This is a genomic window from Parasphingorhabdus sp., from assembly GCF_036963805.1.
Taxonomy (GTDB): domain Bacteria; phylum Pseudomonadota; class Alphaproteobacteria; order Sphingomonadales; family Sphingomonadaceae; genus Parasphingorhabdus.
This window is the reverse complement of record NZ_JBALUN010000001.1, coordinates 285,027-305,850: the sequence shown is the minus strand read 5'-3', so window position 1 is coordinate 305,850 and position 20,824 is coordinate 285,027. Positions and strand designations below refer to the sequence as shown.

Sequence of the window (20,824 nt, the reverse complement as noted above, 5' to 3'; positions counted from 1 at the left end):
AAAGTGATTTTCCTGCGACCGATCAGGGTTCCCGCTTAGGGTGAGCGCCGGAAGCCGCAAGTAATTCCCTCAAAAACCGCTCTCCAAAAATCATTCCCACAGCTATCTTGCGTCCCAGCAAAATGGTTGCTAGACGCCGCCCAATCGAAGGCGAGATACATCCTATTTTGTCTGCCTACGGGCATTAATCACTATTGGGATTTTGGTTGGTTTTCTGACCGAAGTTTCAAGCCAATAAAACAGGCATGGAGTAACGAACGCGTGGAGAATTCCAGCGGCATTAGGGCGAGTTTAGCGGGGCGTTACGCCACTGCCTTATTCGCTTTGGCCACCGAAAATAAAGCCATCGACACCGTCGAAGCGAGCCTTGCTTCGCTCGCCAAAGCGATGAGCGAATCGGACGACCTTAAAACGCTGATCAGCAGCCCAGTCTTGTCTCGCAATGATGCTGGCAAGGCGATTGCTGCTATAGCCAAGAAAATGAAATTGGACAAATTGACCACCAATGTACTTGGTGTTTTGGCCGCCAATCGCCGCCTTGATAAACTATCGGCCGTAATTCACGCCTTTACGATTTTGGCGTCCGGCCATCGTGGTGAAGTCAAAGCTGACGTAACCTCTGCCCATCCTCTGGATGACGGACAAATTAATGCGCTCAAAGCGCAGCTTAAGAAACGTGTGGGAAGCGATGTTTCGGTTTCCACCTCTGTCGATCCGTCCCTTTTGGGCGGTCTGGTAGTCAAAATTGGCAGCCAGATGATCGACAGCTCGATTAAAACCCGTTTGAACACGCTATCTCAGGCCATGAAGGGCTAAAGGAAGAAACATGGATATTCGCGCAGCAGAAATTTCAAAGGTCATTAAAGACCAAATCGCCAATTTTGGTAATGAAGCACAGGTTTCCGAAATCGGAACCGTTTTGGCTGTTGGTGACGGCATCGCCCGTATCCATGGCCTCGATCAGGTGCAAGCCGGTGAGATGGTCGAATTCTCCAACGGCATCCAAGGCATGGCGCTGAACCTCGAGGCCGATAACGTCGGTGTCGTGATCTTCGGTTCAGATGCAAACATCAAAGAAGGCGACATTGTTAAGCGGACCGGCACGATTGTGGACGTTCCCATTGGCAAGGAACTGCTCGGACGCGTTGTTGACGGTCTTGGCAATCCTATTGACGGCAAGGGCCCGATCAAAACCAAAAAACGTAGCCGCGTTGAAGTCAAAGCGCCGGGCATTATCCCTCGTAAATCGGTCCATGAGCCTGTTCAAACCGGCCTAAAAGCTCTCGACGCTTTGGTTCCTGTTGGCCGTGGTCAACGCGAATTGATCATTGGTGACCGTCAAACCGGTAAAACCGCTGTGGCCATTGATACATTCATCAACCAGAAAAATGTCAATGCTGGCGATGACGAGAACAAGAAACTTTACTGCATCTACGTTGCAATCGGTCAAAAACGTTCAACGGTTGCACAGATCGTGCGTCAGCTCGAAGAAAACGGCGCGATGGAATATTCCATCGTTGTGGCAGCTACTGCTTCCGAGCCTGCGCCTCTGCAATATCTTGCGCCTTATACCGGTGTGACGATGGGCGAATATTTCCGCGATAACGGCATGCACGCTTGTATCGTTTATGACGATCTTTCCAAACAAGCTGTGGCTTATCGTCAAATGTCCTTGCTACTTCGTCGTCCTCCTGGACGTGAAGCTTATCCAGGCGACGTTTTCTATCTTCACTCTCGCCTGCTCGAACGCGCCGCGAAAATGAACGAAGATAATGGTTCGGGTTCTTTGACCGCATTGCCGATCATTGAAACACAGGCCGGTGACGTTTCTGCTTATATTCCAACCAACGTGATTTCGATCACCGACGGTCAGATCTTCCTTGAAACCGATTTGTTTAACCAGGGCATCCGTCCTGCGATTAACGTGGGTCTGTCCGTGTCTCGTGTTGGTTCGGCCGCACAGACAAAGGCAATGAAAAAAGTTTCGGGTTCGATTAAACTCGATCTCGCGCAATATCGTGAAATGGCGGCATTTGCCCAGTTCGGTTCGGATCTTGATGCTTCGACACAAAAATTGCTGGCACGCGGTGAGCGTTTGACGCAGTTGTTGAAACAGGCTCAATTCTCTCCATTGGCTTTTGAAGAGCAAGTTGCTTCTATCTATGCCGGTACAAATGGCCACCTTGACACTGTCGCGGTAACCGATGTGAACCGCTATGAAGAAGCGATGCTTGCTCATATGCGCAGCCAGCATAGCGATCTCCTGAAGACCATCCGCGAAAGCGGCGATCTTTCGGACGACAGCAAGAAAGCTCTGGAAGAAGCATTGACCGCATTTGGTAAGAGCTTCGCCTAATGGCTTCCTTAAAAGAACTTAAGGATCGGATCGGGTCGGTTAAATCGACCCAGAAGATCACGAAGGCCAAAAAAATGGTGGCTGCTGCCAAATTGCGCCGTGCGCAAATGGCGGCCGAAGCAGCACGTCCCTATGCCAACGAGATGGCAAAGGTCATGTCCAGCCTTGCCGGTAAAGTGACGGTTGATGAAAATTCACCCAAGCTACTGGCGACTGGCAAGGATCAAGTGCATCTCTTGGTCGTAGCCACCTCGGATCGAGGTCTCTGCGGCGGCTTTAATGCTAATATCGTTAAAGAAGCGCGGCTTAAGGCAGAAGAACTGCTCGGTCAGGGTAAAGACGTATTATTCTATATGGTAGGCCGCAAAGGCTTGCCGGTGATCAAGCGCTTGTATCAAGATAAAATCATCAAGCATTTTGATACCAGCGTTGTCAAAGCGCCAGGGTTTGAAGAAGCCAAAGCAATTGCTGCGGAGCTCACAGAATTGGCCGAAGATGGCAAATTTGACGTTGCACATCTTATCTATTCCAAATTTAAATCCGCTCTGCTGCAAGAACCAACAAGGCAGCAGATCATTCCTATCTCCATCGAAACCGTCGAAGGCGCTGGGTCGGATGCTGCAGTGGAATATGAGCCCGATGAGGAAGAAATCCTCACCGAATTGCTTCCACGCAACCTTACAACGCAAATTTTCGGTGCATTGCTCGAAAATAATGCTGGTGAGCAAGGCGCATCAATGACGGCCATGGAAAACGCGACCCGCAATGCTGGTGAGCTGATCGATGACCTCACCATTGTTTATAACCGCAGCCGTCAGGCCGCGATTACCACCGAATTGATTGAAATTATCGCTGGCGCTGAAGCGCTCTAAAGCAAGTACGCAAGGAAAGACTAATGGCAAAAACCACTAATGTAGGCCGCATTTCACAGGTTATCGGCGCTGTCGTCGACGTGACCTTTGACAATGAAATTCCGGCAATTCTGTCCGCTTTGGAAACCGACAATAACGGCAACCGGCTGGTTCTTGAGGTTGCTCAGCATCTCGGCGAGAACACGGTCCGCACCATTGCTATGGATGCGACCGAAGGTTTGACCCGTGGTCAAGAAGTAACCGACACCGGCTCACAGATCATGATGCCTGTTGGCCCAGAGACACTTGGCCGCATCATGAATGTCATCGGTGAACCGATTGATGAACTGGGTCCTATAGGCGCAAAAACCTATTCACCTATTCACGCTGAAGCTCCACTGTTCGTGGACCAGTCCACCGACAGCGAAATTCTCGTCACCGGTATTAAAGTTGTCGATCTTCTCGCACCTTATGCAAAGGGTGGTAAAATTGGTCTGTTCGGCGGTGCCGGCGTTGGTAAGACCGTTCTTATTCAGGAACTGATCAACAACATCGCAAAAGGCCATGGCGGTACATCCGTTTTTGCCGGTGTTGGCGAACGTACCCGTGAAGGTAACGATCTCTATCACGAATTTCTCGACGCAAACGTGATCGCAAAAGACAAAGACGGCAAAGCCACCTCGGAAGGTTCGAAAGTGGCCCTCGTTTACGGTCAGATGAACGAACCTCCAGGAGCGCGTGCCCGTGTTGCTCTTTCCGGGCTGACAATTGCGGAATATTTCCGTGATCAAGAAGGCCAGGACGTTTTGTTCTTCGTTGATAACATCTTCCGCTTCACGCAGGCTGGTTCAGAAGTGTCCGCGCTTCTTGGCCGTATTCCTTCGGCTGTGGGCTATCAGCCAACCCTGTCCACCGACATGGGTCAGCTGCAAGAGCGTATTACATCGACCAACAAGGGTTCGATTACATCGGTTCAGGCCATTTATGTTCCTGCCGATGATTTGACCGACCCTGCACCGGCAACATCATTTGCCCACTTGGACGCCACCACCGTTTTGAACCGTGCGATTTCAGAGCTGGGTATCTATCCTGCTGTTGATCCACTCGATTCAACTTCGCGTGTTCTGGAGCCTCGCGTTGTGGGTCAGGAACATTATGATACCGCCCGTGCCGTTCAGGAAATCCTGCAGAAATATAAATCACTGCAAGATATTATCGCCATTCTCGGCATGGACGAGCTGTCTGAAGAAGATAAGCTGGTCGTTGCCCGTGCGCGTAAACTTCAGAAATTCCTGTCACAGCCTTTCCATGTTGCGGAAGTCTTTACCGGCATCAAAGGTAAGTTTGTTGATCTGGCTGACACGATCAAATCCTTTAAAGCGGTTGTGGATGGTGAATATGATCACCTTCCTGAAAATGCCTTCTATATGGTTGGCGGCATTGAAGAAGCGCTTGAAAAAGGCAAAAAACTGGCAGCAGAAGCGGCTTAATCCATTCCCCCTCCCTCACGGGAGGGGAATAGGGACAAAATAAGATGGCAAACCTACATTTCGAACTCGTAACACCTGAAAAGCTCGTCCGTTCGGATGATGTTTACATGGTCGTTGTACCCGGCACAGAAGGCGACTTTGGTGTGCTGGCTGGCCATGCGCCATTTATGTCCACCATTCGCGATGCCGAGCTGTCGATCTATGCCAGCGAAGGCGCAGAGGCCGAAACCATCTTGGTTCAAGGCGGTTTCGCAGAAGTGAATGAAAAAGGCCTGACGGTATTGGCTGAGGCCGTTTCCTGATTTTTCAGACCTGACTGGCTATTGGCTAACGATAACTTGCAGTTAAACCTCTAGCACCGTCACGGCCCTGCGTTCACTGCGCCACAGGAACAATCCGCTTAGCAAAATTAATCCGCCGCCCACTAGGGCCATCGGATCAATCGCATCCCCGAATATAAACACGCTGATCAGCGATGCAATAATCAGCTGTATGTAAACAATCGGTGCAATGGCTGCAGCGGTGGTCCGCATAGTCGCCATGTAAAGCAGAAAATGGCAGCTCGTCGCCGTCACCGCTACGGTCGCACAGCGCAGGACCACACTCCATCCAGGCAGACCGGGGACATGCATCGCCGGAACTAGAAAATGTCCTGCGACACTAGCAATGGATAGGAATATCGCAGCCCAGAAAGCGGCATAAAATTGCGCCGCGAATAGGGATCTCTGGCTGGATACCATGCGGTTGAGGATCAGCATAGATGCCATCGCTATCGCTGTAAATAGCGGTAAAATCGCTACCCAGCCAAAGGCTGCTACATTAGGCTGTAGCATTATCAGCACACCGCCAAAAGCTATAATGGTCACAATCCATGTTGCAGGACGCATTTTCTCCTTCAAGAACCAGCCAGAAAACAGCGCAGTTAAAATAGGGTTCACAAAGGATATCGCCACTGCATCAGCTAAAGGCATGACAAAAATTGCCGAAAAAAAACTGATCGTCCCAACAGCCAAAGCAAATCCGCGTGCAGCATGCAACCAGGGCCGTCTGATCTGAAAACCGGCCCTGCCCTCGCGCCAAAAGAGAATCGCTGCAAGGGCAATCGCGCCGATCGTAAAACGCAAAAGTGCTACCGCGGGTGCTGGCCATTCACCGGCCATGGACTTGATAACAGCATCACCAATAGGGAAGCCGGAAAAAGCGATCAGCGCTAATAAGATACCGCCGCTCGCCGCGGTCCTGCCGATATTTTTATCTTGCTGCAAAATCCGTCCGATCACTGTTACTATACAGTCATGAATTGCAGCTTGTTAGCTACGAGACAAGCTTGATGCATCAAAATAAATAACATTTACCAGCCAAAGCAAGTCCCTGCCATTATCCAATCATTAACCATTTTCGTCGAAAGAGATGCTTGATCAATTGGAAACAAACTATTTCCGGCGGAGAGATATGAGCGCATTTGGTAAGAAAAATGGATTGGGTGGCGGAAGACCGTCATTTGGCGTCGCAAAACCTATGTCCGGCAGTGGTGGGTTAAAGACCAACTATGAACAGGAAGAACTGGACAAGCCAAGCGGGGGCGGGCAATTCCCTGCTCTGGACTCGGTTCCGCTTCCCGGAGAACAGCCTATATCCGCTGCGCCGGACAAGGACGATGCGATGTCTCGCCTCGCCGAGCGTTCCAACGCAATTACCGAAGATGGCGACAAGGACGAGGGATTTGGTGCTTCTGTCCATAAGATCAAGGAGCAAGTTCTTCCACGTCTATTGGAACGGGTTGATCCCGAAGCAGCCGCGACGCTTAACAAAGAAGAGCTGACCGAAGAATTCCGCCCGATCATCATGGAAGTGCTGACCGAGCTAAAATTGACACTGAACCGGCGTGAGCAATTTGCACTGGAAAAGGTTCTCGTAGACGAACTTCTCGGCTTCGGACCATTGGAGGAGCTGCTCCAGAATCCAGATATCTCGGATATCATGGTCAACGGTCCAGAACAAACTTACATAGAAATCAAGGGCAAGCTGGAAATCGCGCAGATTAAATTCCGCGATGAAGAGCATCTGTTTCAGATCGCCCAGCGTATCGTGAACCAGGTCGGCCGCCGTGTTGACCAAACCACGCCGCTTGCCGATGCGCGTCTTGCCGACGGTTCTCGTGTGAACGTCATCGTGCCCCCGCTGAGCCTTAAAGGCACCGCGATCTCAATTCGTAAATTCTCCGAAAAGCCCATCACCCTCGACATGATGAAGGGCTTTGGCTCTATGTCTGACGATATGTGTACAGCGCTAAAAATTGCAGGTGCCTGCCGCTTCAACGTCGTTATCTCGGGCGGTACCGGTTCGGGTAAAACAACCATGCTCAACGCCATGTCGAAAATGATCGATCCGGGCGAACGCGTACTGACCATCGAGGATGCTGCCGAGCTTCGTTTGCAACAACCGCATTGGCTCCCACTGGAAACACGTCCACCTAACCTTGAAGGCGAAGGCGCGATTACCATTGGCGATCTCGTGAAAAACGCCCTGCGTATGCGTCCTGATCGGATCATTTTGGGTGAGATTCGTGGCGCAGAATGTTTCGATCTTCTCGCCGCTATGAACACCGGTCATGATGGTTCCATGTGTACGCTTCACGCCAACAGCCCACGCGAATGTCTTGGCCGTATGGAAAATATGATCCTGATGGGTGATATCAAGATCCCGAAAGAAGCCATCTCTCGGCAGATCGCTGAATCAGTGGATCTGATCGTACAGGTCAAACGTCTGCGCGATGGTTCGCGCCGTACCACCAACATCACCGAAGTTATCGGTATGGAGGGCGATGTGATCGTGACTCAAGAATTGTTCAAATATCAATATCTGGACGAGGATGCTGACGGCAAGATTATTGGCGAATATCAGTCATCCGGACTGCGCCCCTACACGCTTGAAAAAGCGCGCCAATATGGATTTGAACAGCCTCTACTCGAAGCTTGCCTATAAGCTTTATCTGAAATCTGGCCCTTATTGGGTTGAGATAAAGCCAAACCCAAAAGCCATTGAAATACCAAATGTAAGCAGGGATGCCGCAGAAATAAACTGCCACGGCATGAACCCCACTTTGTTGATATCCTTACGTTTGCTGCGTCTACGGTTTCCGATCTCAGAAACAGCGGTCATGGTTGCTGCAACAGCACACACGGCCACCCACTGCGGGACCACAGAAACTTAGCCTTTATCAAGCATCTTGATGATGCCGGAAAAGTCCATGCCGCCCTGTTCCTGGGCTTCTGCATATTGGGTATAAAGCTCTTGCGCCTTTGCGCCCATAGGCACTTGCGCTCCGGCGCTTTCCGCCGCTTCCATTGCAAGGCGCAAATCTTTCAGCATCAATGCCGCAGCGAAACCGCCTTCATAGCCTTTGTCCGCCGGACTTTGCGGTCCAACACCCGGTACCGGGCAATAGCTGGTCATTGACCAATTTTGACCCGACGCCTTGGACGAAATATCGTAAAAAGTCTGCAGGTCTAGACCGAGTTTTTCCGCCATTTTGAAAGTTTCACAGGTCGCGACCATTGATGCACCGAGTAGCATGTTGTTACAGATTTTCGCTGCCTGCCCTGCGCCATTATCGCCAGCATGGATAACTGTCTTGCCCATGTCGGACAGGATGGGTTCGGCCCGTTTAAAAGCCTCGTCACTGCCACCAACCATGAAGGTCAATGTCCCGCCATTGGCTGCTGCAATACCGCCGGACACTGGCGCATCAACGGGAACTATATTCTTGGCTTTTGCCATTTCTGCGACATCACGCGCGCTGTCTACATCAATGGTTGAGCAATCCAGCACCAATGTACCCGGCGCCGCATTGATGATTACATCATTGGCATAGACCGAACGAACATGCTTTCCAGCCGGTAGCATCGTAACCACAGCATCCATGTTACGAACCGCATCAGCGGCGTCGCTTACAGGATGACAGCCAGCTTCACCGGCTTTTGCTAGCGCGTCGCCAGACAGATCAAAGGCATGAACTTCGTGTCCCGCTTTCGCGAGATTGGCAGCCATACCGCCGCCCATATTTCCAAGGCCGATAAATCCGATTTTCATTATTTTATTCCTTAATAATCTTTGTCATTTCACGCCTGAATCGCCGTGCTCTCGGGCATATAATTAGCGCTTAACGGCCTTTCCAGTTTCCTTCGCGTTTCTCGATAAAGGCGGCCATGCCCTCGGCTTTATCTTCGGTCGCAGTAAGGATCTGGAACAACCGCCGCTCATGGATCAAGCCCTGATCAAGCATATTTTCATATGCTGCATTGACCATTTCCTTGTTCACCTTGGCAGCCATTGGCGGCATGGATGCGATAGTGCTCGCCGTTTTCATCGCCGATTCCAGCATTTCATCATGCGGAAGAACCCGCGAAACCAGACCCGCACGCTCGGCCTCTTGCGCATCCATCATGCGGCCGGTCAGGCACATTTCCATCGACTTGGATTTTCCGATCGCCCGCGTAAGGCGCTGTGAACCACCCATGCCTGGTGCCACGCCCAGCTTAATCTCGGGTTGGCCAAATTTCGCATTCTCACTGGCAATAATAATATCGGCCATCATCGCAAGCTCACAGCCACCACCCAGCGCAAAGCCGTTCACCGCCGCAATCCATGGTTTGCGCGTGGTTTTTACGACGTGGCTCGTCCACTTCGAGAAAAAATCCTCAAGATAAAATTCAGCGGCTGATTTATCGGCCATTTGCTTGATGTCGGCACCTGCAGCAAAAGCCTTGTCACCCGAACCGGTCAACACAGCGCAAAATTGTGTCTCGTCGGCTTCAAAAGCCGCGAACGCTTCAATAAGCTCATCAAGCACCTGAGTGTTCAGAGCATTTAGCGCCTTTGGCCGGTTTAGCGTAATCAGCGTCACCGCATCACGTTGTTCAACCAATATTGTTTCATAATCTGACATATTTCGCCCTTTTCAAAATTCGAGACCCTGAACCTGTTTCAAAGTCTTGTTATATCTCTTGACCGCTGAAATGCCGAACAAGTCCAGCATGTCGGTTGGATTAAAGCGCTAAAGGTACCCATTCTTCATCCGCAGGAAGCGGTGCAAAAATAGAGTCAATCAGCCCATCACTTGTTTCTTCCGGTGTCGCAGGATTCCATTTCGGTTCATTATCCTTGTCAACAATCAATGCCCTTACGCCTTCGATAAAGTCGTGCATGACAAGCACGCGCGATGCGATGCGATATTCGTTGCGCAGTTCGTCGGCGAATGTTTCCATCGCCGCGCCTTCCTTCAACTGACGCAGTGCCACTTTACAGGTTTGCGGACTTTTTGTTCCCAACGTACCGCGCTCGGTCAGAGCCCAATCGCTATCATCCGCGTCCAGTGCGGCAAGAACCTCCTCTAAGCTATCCGACGCAAAAAGCTTGTCGATCTTGTCGAGATTTTGCGTGATCCGCGCGGCCGGTACTGTGCCCGACAACTGGCCCAATATACCGTCAATCCGGTCAGGATTTTCGCTAATGCGCTGTTTCGCTTCCTCAAGATGTTCAGACGGCACATAATGGCTTGCGAGTCCAACTTCCTTGCACTCTGCACCGTCTAACCGTGCGCCAGTAAGCGCAAGAAATTGTCCCAAACGCCCTTCTAGCCGCGACAAAAACCAGCCGCCGCCGACATCGGGGAATAGACCGATGCCTGTTTCCGGCATTGCGAAACGTGTATTTTCGGTCGCGACGCGATATTTAGCTGGCTGAGAAATTCCGACACCGCCGCCCATAGTAATTCCGTCCATGAACGCGACCACAGGCTTCGGATATTCGAATAACAGATGATTGAGCTGATATTCCTTATAGAAAAACTCGCGCCCTTCTTTTCCGTCTTTTTTGCCTGATTCCTGTAGCATGGCGATGTCGCCACCAGCGCAAAATCCGCGTCCTTCGCTATGGTCGATAATCACAGCTTCCACGCTGTCATCGTCGCGCCATGCCATTAAAGTGTCACGCATTGCTTCGCACATCGCGAGGTTGAGCGAGTGGAGGACTTTGGGGCGGTTCAAGCTGATTTGCCCGACTCGTCCCACTTTGTTGATAATAATATCTTCGGTCATGTTATCTCTCTAAACTGGGAACGCCGCTATTGCCGCAGCATTTCACGCGATATAATCATCCGCATTACCTGATTGGTGCCTTCAAGGATAGAATGTACCCGCAAATCACGCCAAAAACGTTCAATCGGATAATCCTGTAAATAGCCGTAGCCGCCAAAAAGCTGCAACGCATCGTTGACAATTTTTGATCCATTATCAGTCGCCAAACGTTTTGCCATGGCGGCAAACTTGGTCTTGTCAGGCGCGCCCTGCGTAACTTTAGCCGCAGCTAGATAGAGCAAAGCACGGGAGGCTTCCAGATCCGTCGCCATATCTGCCAGCATGAACTGTGTATTCTGAAAATCGCTGATAGACTTGCCAAATTGCTTGCGCTCTTTGGTATAGTTCACCGCTTCGTCAAGGCAACGCTGCGCGCCGCCAAGCGAACAGGCACCGATATTCAATCGTCCGCCATCAAGGCCGGCCATAGCGATGCGAAAGCCCTCACCCTCGTCACCTACACGATTTTCAACGGGCACCCGGACATTGTCAAAATTGACCTGCGCCGTCGGCTGCGAATGCCAACCAAGCTTTTTTTCATTTGCCCCGAAACTGACGCCTTCCATTTCTTTTTCGATTACAAGACATGTCACTCCCTTGGCGCCATCATCGCTGGTCCGTGTCATGGTGACATAGACCTCATTCTCGCCGCCGCCGGAAATAAAGGCCTTTGAACCGTTCACAACATAATAGTCGCCGTCTCTGACAGCCTTGCTTTTCAACGATGCCGCGTCCGAACCAGCGCCAGGTTCGGTCAGGCAATAGCTTGAAATTTTCTCCATGCTGATCAAATCCGGTAGATATTTGTCCTTCACCGCCTGCGCACCGAAAGTATCAATCATCCATGCTGCCATATTGTGGATGGAAATGAAGGCGGATGTAGACGGACAACCATAAGCCATGGCCTCCATGATAATCGCGCTTTCCAGCCGGCCAAGGCCAATACCGCCCGACTCTTCCGACACATATATGCCGCCAAAGCCAAGATCGGCACTTTGTTTGATAACATCGCGCGGGAAAATATGTTCTTCATCCCACCGCGCTGCGTGAGGCGTGATCGCGTCGGCAGTGAATTTTTGCGCCATATCCTGAATGGCCAATTGGTCCTCAGTTAGCGAAAATTGATCGGTCATGGTCACTCCATTAAAAAATAAGGCGGCGGAGAACGTTCCGCCGCCCACCATTTCATTTGGTGTTTATTATGCCAATTTCTGCATTACGTCACCGAATAACTCTTCGTCACTCGGCAGCTGTTTAGCCACCACCAAAGGTTTGGACACCCAAGTTTCATTGATCAGATCACGCCATGTGATGTTGTTATTGGTGCCATTACCGCCCCAGCTACCACAGCCGAGAGAGAATGTCTGACGCATGCCGTTCCACAAATTGCCGCTATTGGACGCTGATTGTGGCTGGTTGACCATGACCCGCGATGTGCGGGTTGCATTGGCGAGCTTCATGATATTCTCGTCCGATTGCGAATAGATACCGCAGCTATGGCCCTGCCCCTGATAGGCTTGAATATTATTGGTCAGCACAATCGCTTCATCAATATCAGCGACGCGATAGAGTGCCATGGCGACGGTCATCTTCTCTCCCGAAAAGGGATGATCCGGACCGAAGCCAGTTTCTTTTATGATGAAAAACTGTGTATCTGCAGGAATTTCAAATCCCGCCATACCCGCAATAAATTCAGGCGTCTGTGCCACAACTTTTGCGTTGATGTGACCATCAACCCAAAGCACGTCTTGAAACTTCTGCTTATCCTCATCGCTCAGAATGTAGCCGCCTTTCGCGACAAGCTTCGCGAGCATTTCGTCATAAATAGCGTCGACCAATATAACGCTATTATCCGATGAACAGCTTGCTGCGAGATCCAATGTCTTGGAGATACGGATTTTTTCAGCTGCATCATCCAAATCGGCAGTTTCATCCACCGTGATAACCGCATTACCAACGCCTACGCCCAAAGCCGGTGTGCCGCTTGAATAAGCCGCAGTCACCATTGCGCCGCCGCCAGTAGCCAGCACACGATCACATTGCCGCATAAGTTCATTGGTTTTTTCGACCGAAGGCACATCAATGCTGATCACCAGATCAGCAGGTGCGCCCATTTTGACAATCGCATCGCGCATCAGGTCACAAATCAGCTTGTTGGTCAGCTTTGCCCGGGGATGCGGTGCCACAATGATGGAGTTGCGTCCCTTAACAGCTGAAATCGCCTTGATCACAGGCGTTGCTTCCGGGTTGGTGGACGGAGACAAGGCACCGATCACGCCAACTGGCTTCGCGATTTTAACAATATTGCGCTCTTTATCTTCCTCAATAATACCAACGGATTTGTCATCGATAATATCGTATAAAGTCGCGCGCGTTTTACGGAAAATCTTCAGATATTTGCCATCATAATTGCCAAGCTGTGTCTCTTCGACCGTGTGCTGGGCGATTTTTTTTGCAACGGATTCTTCGGCCACAGCCCATACCATCGCACGGATGAGGTCATCAACCTGCTCCTGCGTATAATGTTGAATCTGCTGCTGAGCTGCCCGCGAACGCGCCACTAGTGCTGCAACTTCTTCAACGATAGGATCCTGTGGATTGGTGGTCGTGTCCAGCATTCAAAAACTCCTAAAAATTGTTCTGGGCCGATAATCAACGTAAAAAGGACTCGTTAAACCGGCGGTTTTCATTCTGATATATAGTTTACCGACAATTGTCGTACAATGCCAGCGCATCTAGATGAGAAAAGCAATAGTAGTTCACCGCATTACGCAATTGCATTGCCTGTCGCATTGCGCCTATCGCAGATCCAATCACAAAGGTTTACCAATTTTTTATGCGCCCGTTAAAAACTAATGCGTTTGATAAGCCATCGTAACAGAACCACTTCTTAGCCAGGACCGGCCCATGGCCGGCATCCTAACCCGACTGGCCGCCATGGCGTCGCTTGCCGTCATGTTCGCCTTTGTCAAACTGGCCGGACAGCAAGGCGTGCATGTCACCGAAAGCTTGTTTTACCGCCAAATGACGGCCATGCCGATAGTTTGCTTCATGATCTGGCGCAGCCGGGCGAGTTGGCAGGGAATTAAATCCGGCAAGCATGGACTGCATATATTACGGTCTTTTCTGGGGATATCTGCCATGGGCCTCAATTTCTGGGCCATGACGCTGTTACCACTGGCTGATGCGACAACCATAGGCTTCACGGTTCCAATCTTCGCAACTTTGTTCGCCGCCATCATCCTGCGCGAGCATGTCGGGATCAGGCGCTGGTTCGCAATTCTAGTCGGATTTATCGGCGTTCTAGTCGTGATCCAGCCCGGAGGCTCCCTGATCCCTGCCTTTGGCGCGGCGGTAGCGCTAGCCGGGGCGTTGGTGACAGCATTTGTAACGATGGTGATCCGCATACTCGGGCGGACTGAGACCAGCATTGTCACGATATTCTGGTTTTCGGTCTATACTTTGCCGGCTCTCGCCGTATGCGCCTATATTTATGGCGGCGGACATGATGCGAAGACATGGGGCTATTTGCTCGGTATCGGTATTTTCGGCGCCATCGGGCAATTGGCCGTCACACAATCATTGCGCTTCGCACCGGTTTCAACAATCATTCCAATGGATTATAGCGCGCTTATCTGGGCCACACTTATCGGAGTCCTCGTTTTTAGCGAATGGCCGGGCCTGTCGATCATGTTAGGCGCACCGATTATTATCGGGTCCGGCCTGTTCATTGCGTGGCGGGAGCATGGCCGGGTCACGCCCACATCAGCCTGAAAACTTCACAAAATTCACACCAAGGGACCACAGAAATGCGGGATGCGTCCCCTCTCCTCTGCGCTCTTACAGTGGCCAGATAATTGGGATGACGATAATCGATGTGATGGCGACTATGATCGTCAACGGCAGGCCATAGCGGGCGAAATCCAGAAAACGATATCCACCCGCACCATAGACCAGAGTATTGGTCTGATACCCGATCGGCGTGAGAAAACTTGCGCTCGCTGCAAACATAACCGCGATGACAAATGGCCGTGGATCAGCGCCCAAGGAAAGAGCGAGGCTGATCGCTATGGGCGTGACGACAACAGCCACGGCGTTATTTGTGACGAGTTCAGTCAGCGTCAAGCTAAGCAGGTAGATAGCGGCCAGTGCTACGATTGGCGGGAATCCAGACAGTGCGGGCGTTGCAGCAGCCACCATCATTTCGACTAATCCTGCGTTTTCCAGCGCCGTACCAATGGCCAGCATAGCAACTATCAAGCCAATAATTCGCCAATCCACGGCAGCAAATGCTTCGTCGGGTTCGATACACCGTGTTGCCAGAACTGCGGCCATCCCCATGACGGCAAGCCCCGTAATCGGCATGATGTCAAAAGCAGCAGCGATAACCACACCGAATATTACCGCTATCGCAATCGGTGCCTTTTGTGTCCGAAACCCGCGTGTTTTGGGCTCCGTCATATTCATTAAATTTTCACCGTCGACCAAGCGCTGCAAATCAGATTTGGCGCCCTCGAACAGCAAAGTATCGCCAATCGCCAGAGCGGTGTGTTCATAGCGTTCCATCAAATTGACGCCGCGCCGATGCAATGCAATCGGGTAAACCCCATAGCGCTGAAGTAAATCCATTTCATCCAGCCGCTGGCCTATGATACTCGCGCCCGGCAGCAATAATATTTCAGCAAGCACCGATTGATGCGAAGACACAGGCACGACCTCACCAGCCGCGGCGTCGGTCTTCAATGATAGCCTACCTTGTTCGCGGATCGTCATAATGTCAGCTTCGTTGGAATGCAGGACGATTATATCACCTTGTTCGATAATATTATCATTGAGGTCATCCCGCAGGGATTCGTCATTACGGATCAGATCGACCAGTCGCCGTTCGCCCGCTTTCAGGCTGTTTACGTCGCTTATTTTTCGGCCAATATAGGGCGAAGTTGCGTCGATAAAGACCGAGATCGAATAGCGTTTGCTTTGGCTATCAGAAACCAGCGATGCGACAGATTCGCGGTCAGGCAAGAAATGGCGGGTCAGCGCGATATAAGCTACGCCGACTATAGCGATGATAATGCCTGCGGGCGCTATTTCAAAAATAGAGAATGCTTTTAGCCCGCTTTTTTGCGCCACGCCATCCACCAAGATATTGGTGGATGTTCCGATCAAGGTACACGTACCACCCAATATGGCCGCAAAAGATATCGGCATCAGCACTTTAGAAGAAGACTCTCCCAATTGTTTTGCCAGCGTAATTCCAATCGGGATCATCATCATGACGAGCGGCGTATTATTGGTAAACGCGGACATGGCGGCAATTGTCACCAGCAATAACCCGGTTGCGACCACCGGCGTACGCTTCGCCACCTCGGCCACTTTTCGGGCAAATACTTCCAGTGTTCCGGTGCGTACCAGCGATGCAGAAATAATGAACATCGCCGCGATGGTGAGCGGGGCAGGATTGCTCATTGCCGCCAGCAAGTCATCGGTCGAGATGATTCCCAGAACCAGTAGGACCCCGACGGCCGCAATAGCCGTGACCTCGGGAGGCCGGATTTCGGTCGCGAATGCGATCAATAAAAAGATTAAAGTGAGACTTACAATATAAGGAGCATAAGAAGCGATTGAAGCAGCCATGCAAGTGTTCCGATCATGCTGTATTTAAGCAGGCCGACAATTAGGCTTAAAGCAACAATAGGGATAGATAGAATTTATAGCCGGGGTCCAATTTTCTATTGGGTCGCGCAAAATTTGCGCGCAATGGAAAAACGCATCGCCGCATTAGTGGAGTGATCGCATCATTGGAAATATGTGAAATGGATCAACAGCTTTTTATCATCTGCAGCTTGGCATTTGTCATTCATCTTATTGGCGCATTAGCATATTCAGCCAGAATAGCCGGGGTCCGCACTGGGCGGATTGCGGTCTCTTTTGCGTTATTCAATATACTCGTGCTGATTTCCCGTCTTTCAAACAGTTTCCTCGGGCCGTTTTTAGCCAAGCGGATAGAAACTGATCTGGCAAATGGCGCAGGCGACGGCTTGATAATGGACTTTCGGATTATATTATTGGCAACAACGGCGGCAACCATCGTCGGAGCACTTTTGATACCAACAACGCAGCGCTGGTTTAGCAGCGCAATTACTCATTTCCATGAACATCGTTCCATGCCGCGGTTGCTGTTGCATGGCTTTACTAAAGGCGGAATCGGCTATATTCGCAAAACAACCACAGCGCCGAAGATGGTTCACATAGCGGACATGAAGAAACCCCGCGGCGTATCGATGTCGATCATTATTTTGAATATTGTTGCGCAAGCGCTGCTGACCGTTGGTGTTATCGGTTCGCTATATGCAGGCTATCTCAACCCGGAATACCGGGTAACGGCATCCCAATTATCCGCGGTGGTCAATGGATTTGCCACGATATTATTATTTGTTGTGATCGATCCGCAATTGTCGATTATGACGGATGATGTGGTGAGCGGAAACGTCAGCCAGCCGATGTTTCGCCGCACGATTACTTGGCTTTCATTCAGCCGCATTGGTGGGACGTTGCTGGCACAGCTATTACTTCTGCCCTCCGCTTGGCTGATCGCATATATAGCAGGAATAGTTTGAGCTAATATCCCCTTTTTGCGCTCAATGCGGGCGCGACCAAGCTCAGCAAACGACCTTCACTGCGCCAGGACTAGCCCTTCCACAGCACCCTATACAGATCAAAGCGGCGATCTTTCAAATTCTGCACCGCACCGGATTGCCTGCTCGTGAGCAAGCTCGTCATGGATAGATCGGCAAGCGCAATTGTTTCGGTGTTGGGCGCAGTATCAGCTGCCACGCCGTCGCGTGCGAACGGAAAATCGGACGGTGTCAATATCGCGCTCTCGGCATAGTGAATGTCCATATTCTCGACATTCGGCAAGTTCCCAACCACGCCGGACATGACGACATAGCACTGGTTCTCCACGGCACGCGCCTGACAGCAATAGCGCACCCGCAAATAACCGCGCCGTTCATCGGTACAGAAGGGCACAAATAATATCATCGCGCCCTGATCGACCAAATGCCGCGCCATCTCCGGAAATTCGCTATCATAGCAAATCATGACGCCGATAGGGCCGCAGTCGGTTGGAATGGCCTCTGCACCATAGCCGCCCTTAATATTCCACCAGCGCACTTCGCTGGGTGTAGGGTGCAGCTTGTCCTGCGTGTAAATCGCGCCATTGCGCAGGAACACATAAGATATATTGCGAATATCGCCATTTTCCATCCGCGTGGGGTGGGAGCCACCGATGATGTTGATATGATAAGAAACCGCCAGCTTCTCCATCACTTCCTTGAACCGGTCGGTATATTCCGCGATTTTTTCAATCGCCTGTGCCGGATCCAGCTTTTCACTTTCCAAAGACAACAATTGCAGTGTGAATAATTCCGGAAAGGTTACGAAATCTGCGCCATAATCGGCTGCAACATCGACAAAATATTCCACCTGTTCTTCAAATTCGGACTGCGCCGCAATTTTCCGCATCTGGAACTGTACCGTCGCGACGCGCACCGATTGCGGTAGGCGGTCATGCGGCGTCTGCGTCACAAACTTCGCTTCGGCCGCCAGTGGATTTTCCCAGAACATATGCACTGCATTGCCGCCGGACGGCTTGTCGCTGGGCATATAGTCTTTTAATATTCCCAGCGGCACAAAGCCCTGATTCAACTGAAAATTAATCACCGGATCGCGAAATTGTTTATCTATCACGGCCGCCAGATAATCCGCAGGGTCAGGATATTTGCGCTTGCGCCGCGCATAACCGGGCAGCCTCCCGCCAAAAATAATCCCCTTCAGCCCCAGGTGCTGGCAGAGCTCCCGGCGGACTTTGTAGAAACGCAGGCCAATCCGCAGCCGCCGGTAATCCGGGTCCACGCTGACTTCCATACCATAGAGAATCTCTCCAGCCGGATCATGCCGAGCTGCAAAGCCGCCACCGGTAATCTCCGACCAGCTATGCGCCGCGCGGGCGGTTTTCTCGGAAATCTGGAAGGTCGCGCAATGCCCGACAATCTTTCCCTCATATTCCGCGACCAACTGGCCATCAACGAAATTATTAATTTGCCCACGCACTTCTTCGGCTGAGTAGCCTTCACCCTTGCCGTAAATTTTGCGGGACAAGGCGGCGATTTTTCTGGCATCTTCCAGTTCCGCCACACGGATAATAAGCTTTGGTTTTTCTGCGGTCATTCGCGTCCATTAGCGAGGTTTTTTATCGCGGGGAAGATTTCTCGTAAACTTCTAGATATCTCCGGTCTAATTTTACAAACAAGCCGGGTATTCGGCGGACTTAAATTGCCCCCTAAAGCTCAATTCACCCCCCGCTCTTTCCCCTTCCAATAGGGATCGCGTAATTCCCGCCGCAAAATCTTGCCGCTGGCGTTTCTCGGCAATTCCGGGATTACGTCGACCGTCTTCGGCACCTTAAATCCGGCGATGCGTTCTTTGGCCCAGACGATGATGCTGTCGGTGTCTACCTCGCCCGCGTCCGGTTTGGGCGAGACAACCGCTTTGACTGCTTCTCCCCATTTGTCATCAGGGACGCCGATAACCGCGACTTCATTGACCTGTGGGTGGCCGAATATCGCGTTCTCAACTTCTGCCGGATAAACATTTTCACCGCCGGTGATGATCATGTCTTTCACGCGGTCCTTGATGTAGAAATAGCCGTCCTGATCCATGATCGCGGCATCGCCGGTATAGAGCCATCCATCAGCATCCACAGTCTCTGCGGTTTTTTCCGGATTAGCAAAATAATGCAGCATGTTAAGATCGGATCGTGTGGCAATTTCTCCGATTGTGCCGGGCGGGACTTCTTGCCGGTTCTCATCGACAATTTTCATCTCGACACCGGGCAGTGGTACACCAATGCCGCGCATCCGTTCATTACCCGCCGGATCATGGTCCTCTGGTGGCAGGATGCAAATAGTGCCGGTGGTTTCGGTCATACCATATTGCTGACAGAATAAAGCCTTTGGCATTGTCTGGATACATAGACGCAGCAGTTCCAGCGGAATGGGCGCGGCGCCATAGGTGACGGACCGGACACTGGAAAAATCCGTCTCTTTCGCCCGCGGCCAATTGACCAGCATTTGCAGCGCGGTCGGCACAAGGAAAAATTGGTTCAGTCCCTTGTCCACGCAATCCAGAACACTGTCGGGATGGAATTCAGGAATGACCATCATCGTCGCGCCGTTGTAAAAAGCTATCGGAGCAATACCAGAACCGGCGATATGGGCACAGGGCATGACCGCCAATGTGCTGTCTTCTGTGCCGATATCAATCCACGCATGATCGGGATTATTTTCTACCAACGACCGCATTTTGAATAAATTATCATTGGTTAGCACCGCGCCCTTTGGATTGCCTGTAGTACCGGAGGTATAAAGTTGCAGCACGCCTTCCGCAGGATCGGTCTGCGGCAAATCGCCAGGCTGCGTCTTGACCATCCATTCGTCCAGCGATTGCAGGCCATCAGCCTCTCCGGCGACAAGGATAGTCTGCACTGTTCCGGCTTCTGCCGCCGCCTGTTTGGCGGTTTCAGCAAATTCGGGTTCGCAAATAAGCAAAGGCGCCTGTGTATCTTTCAGCACATAAGCCACTTCGGGCACAGTCAAACGCCAGCCGATAGGAGCAATCACCGCGCCTGCGCGGCTGGCCGCAGCGAACAACGTGAAATACAGTCCGCTATTCTTACCCAGCCAACATATCCGATCGCCTTTTTTCAGGCCGGCGCCGGTAAAGGCGCGCGCATAATCATTTACTATGCGGTCGAGTTCGGCATAGGTAACGAGTCCCGCCCGGTCATCTATTACGATATTATCGGGACTGCGCTCTGCCCAAAAGGCGATCGACGATCCTAAGCATCTGCGTATTTCTGGTACTTCAGTCGACATGCGCGCTCCTCTTATACTCGGGCTGATGTTAAGCGGTCACTTAAACCAAGGCAAG

Annotated in this window: 17 protein-coding genes; 8 read left to right on the top strand and 9 right to left on the bottom strand. The window is 51.3% G+C overall.

Annotated elements, in window-relative coordinates:
* Positions 1–261: 261 nt before the first annotated feature.
* From V7676_RS01470 to V7676_RS01450, 5 genes are read left to right on the top strand one after another with little or no spacing between them, the layout of a single operon-like run.
* Entirely contained in the window at positions 262–816 is a 555-nt protein-coding gene (locus V7676_RS01470) for a F0F1 ATP synthase subunit delta (protein ID WP_335657883.1), read from the top strand.
* A 10-nt stretch (positions 817–826) separates the two neighbouring features.
* Positions 827–2,356: a F0F1 ATP synthase subunit alpha gene (atpA, locus tag V7676_RS01465; protein ID WP_335657882.1), complete on the top strand. Its 1,530-nt coding sequence runs from the start codon at positions 827–829 to the stop codon at positions 2,354–2,356.
* Entirely contained in the window at positions 2,356–3,228 is an 873-nt protein-coding gene (locus V7676_RS01460) for a F0F1 ATP synthase subunit gamma (protein WP_335657881.1), read from the top strand. Before atpA ends, V7676_RS01460 begins: the two co-directional genes overlap by 1 nt.
* 23 nt (positions 3,229–3,251) lie before the next feature.
* Entirely contained in the window at positions 3,252–4,697 is a 1,446-nt protein-coding gene (gene atpD / locus V7676_RS01455; RefSeq protein WP_335657880.1) for a F0F1 ATP synthase subunit beta, read from the top strand.
* Between the two features lie 44 nt (positions 4,698–4,741).
* Positions 4,742–4,999 carry an ATP synthase F1 subunit epsilon gene (locus V7676_RS01450; protein ID WP_335657879.1) on the top strand — a complete coding sequence of 86 codons (258 nt, stop codon included), beginning with the start codon at positions 4,742–4,744 and terminating at the stop codon, positions 4,997–4,999.
* A 42-nt stretch (positions 5,000–5,041) separates the two neighbouring features.
* Here the strand turns inward: V7676_RS01450 and V7676_RS01445 are convergent, their stop codons facing one another.
* On the bottom strand, positions 5,042–5,962 hold the full coding sequence (locus V7676_RS01445) for a DMT family transporter (RefSeq protein ID WP_335657878.1): 921 nt from the start codon (positions 5,960–5,962) through the stop codon (positions 5,042–5,044).
* A 187-nt stretch (positions 5,963–6,149) separates the two neighbouring features.
* Between V7676_RS01445 and V7676_RS01440 the strand changes: the two genes are divergently transcribed.
* Entirely contained in the window at positions 6,150–7,682 is a 1,533-nt protein-coding gene (locus V7676_RS01440) for a CpaF family protein (RefSeq protein WP_335657877.1), read from the top strand.
* Positions 7,683–7,907: 225 nt separating this feature from the next.
* Here the strand turns inward: V7676_RS01440 and mmsB are convergent, their stop codons facing one another.
* From mmsB to V7676_RS01415, 5 genes are all read right to left on the bottom strand, one after another.
* On the bottom strand, positions 7,908–8,789 hold the full coding sequence (gene mmsB / locus V7676_RS01435) for a 3-hydroxyisobutyrate dehydrogenase (RefSeq protein ID WP_442955382.1): 882 nt from the start codon (positions 8,787–8,789) through the stop codon (positions 7,908–7,910).
* A 70-nt stretch (positions 8,790–8,859) separates the two neighbouring features.
* Positions 8,860–9,645, bottom strand: coding sequence for an enoyl-CoA hydratase-related protein (locus V7676_RS01430; protein ID WP_335657876.1), 786 nt, complete (start codon positions 9,643–9,645; stop codon positions 8,860–8,862).
* Positions 9,646–9,745: 100 nt separating this feature from the next.
* Positions 9,746–10,795: an enoyl-CoA hydratase/isomerase family protein gene (locus V7676_RS01425; protein WP_335657875.1), complete on the bottom strand. Its 1,050-nt coding sequence runs from the start codon at positions 10,793–10,795 to the stop codon at positions 9,746–9,748.
* Positions 10,796–10,821: 26 nt separating this feature from the next.
* Positions 10,822–11,967, bottom strand: a complete 1,146-nt coding sequence (locus tag V7676_RS01420) for an acyl-CoA dehydrogenase family protein (RefSeq protein WP_335657874.1) — start codon at positions 11,965–11,967, stop codon at positions 10,822–10,824.
* Between the two features lie 66 nt (positions 11,968–12,033).
* A complete protein-coding gene (locus V7676_RS01415) occupies positions 12,034–13,452 on the bottom strand; it encodes an aldehyde dehydrogenase family protein (RefSeq protein WP_335657873.1) in 1,419 nt (472 codons plus the stop codon).
* Positions 13,453–13,741: 289 nt separating this feature from the next.
* On the opposite strand from V7676_RS01415, the gene V7676_RS01410 reads away from it, so the two are divergent.
* Positions 13,742–14,608 (top strand): DMT family transporter, encoded by an 867-nt coding sequence (locus tag V7676_RS01410; protein WP_335657872.1) that lies wholly within the window; start codon positions 13,742–13,744, stop codon positions 14,606–14,608.
* A gap of 66 nt (positions 14,609–14,674) precedes the next feature.
* Here V7676_RS01410 and V7676_RS01405 read toward each other — a convergent pair whose 3' ends face one another.
* Positions 14,675–16,468 carry an SLC13 family permease gene (locus V7676_RS01405; protein WP_335657871.1) on the bottom strand — a complete coding sequence of 598 codons (1,794 nt, stop codon included), beginning with the start codon at positions 16,466–16,468 and terminating at the stop codon, positions 14,675–14,677.
* 179 nt (positions 16,469–16,647) lie between these two features.
* Here V7676_RS01405 and V7676_RS01400 point away from each other — a divergent pair, with 179 nt between their 5' ends.
* Entirely contained in the window at positions 16,648–17,451 is an 804-nt protein-coding gene (locus V7676_RS01400; RefSeq protein ID WP_335657870.1) for a lipid II flippase Amj family protein, read from the top strand.
* A 70-nt stretch (positions 17,452–17,521) separates the two neighbouring features.
* Here V7676_RS01400 and V7676_RS01395 read toward each other — a convergent pair whose 3' ends face one another.
* Together V7676_RS01395 and V7676_RS01390 are read right to left on the bottom strand one after the other, a co-directional pair.
* A complete protein-coding gene (locus V7676_RS01395; RefSeq protein ID WP_335657869.1) occupies positions 17,522–19,063 on the bottom strand; it encodes a nitrilase-related carbon-nitrogen hydrolase in 1,542 nt (513 codons plus the stop codon).
* Positions 19,064–19,182: 119 nt separating this feature from the next.
* The gene (locus tag V7676_RS01390) at positions 19,183–20,769 is read right to left on the bottom strand and encodes a long-chain-fatty-acid--CoA ligase (RefSeq protein WP_335657868.1); all 1,587 of its coding nucleotides are present in this window, start codon (positions 20,767–20,769) and stop codon (positions 19,183–19,185) included.
* Between the last annotated feature and the right edge of the window lie 55 nt (positions 20,770–20,824).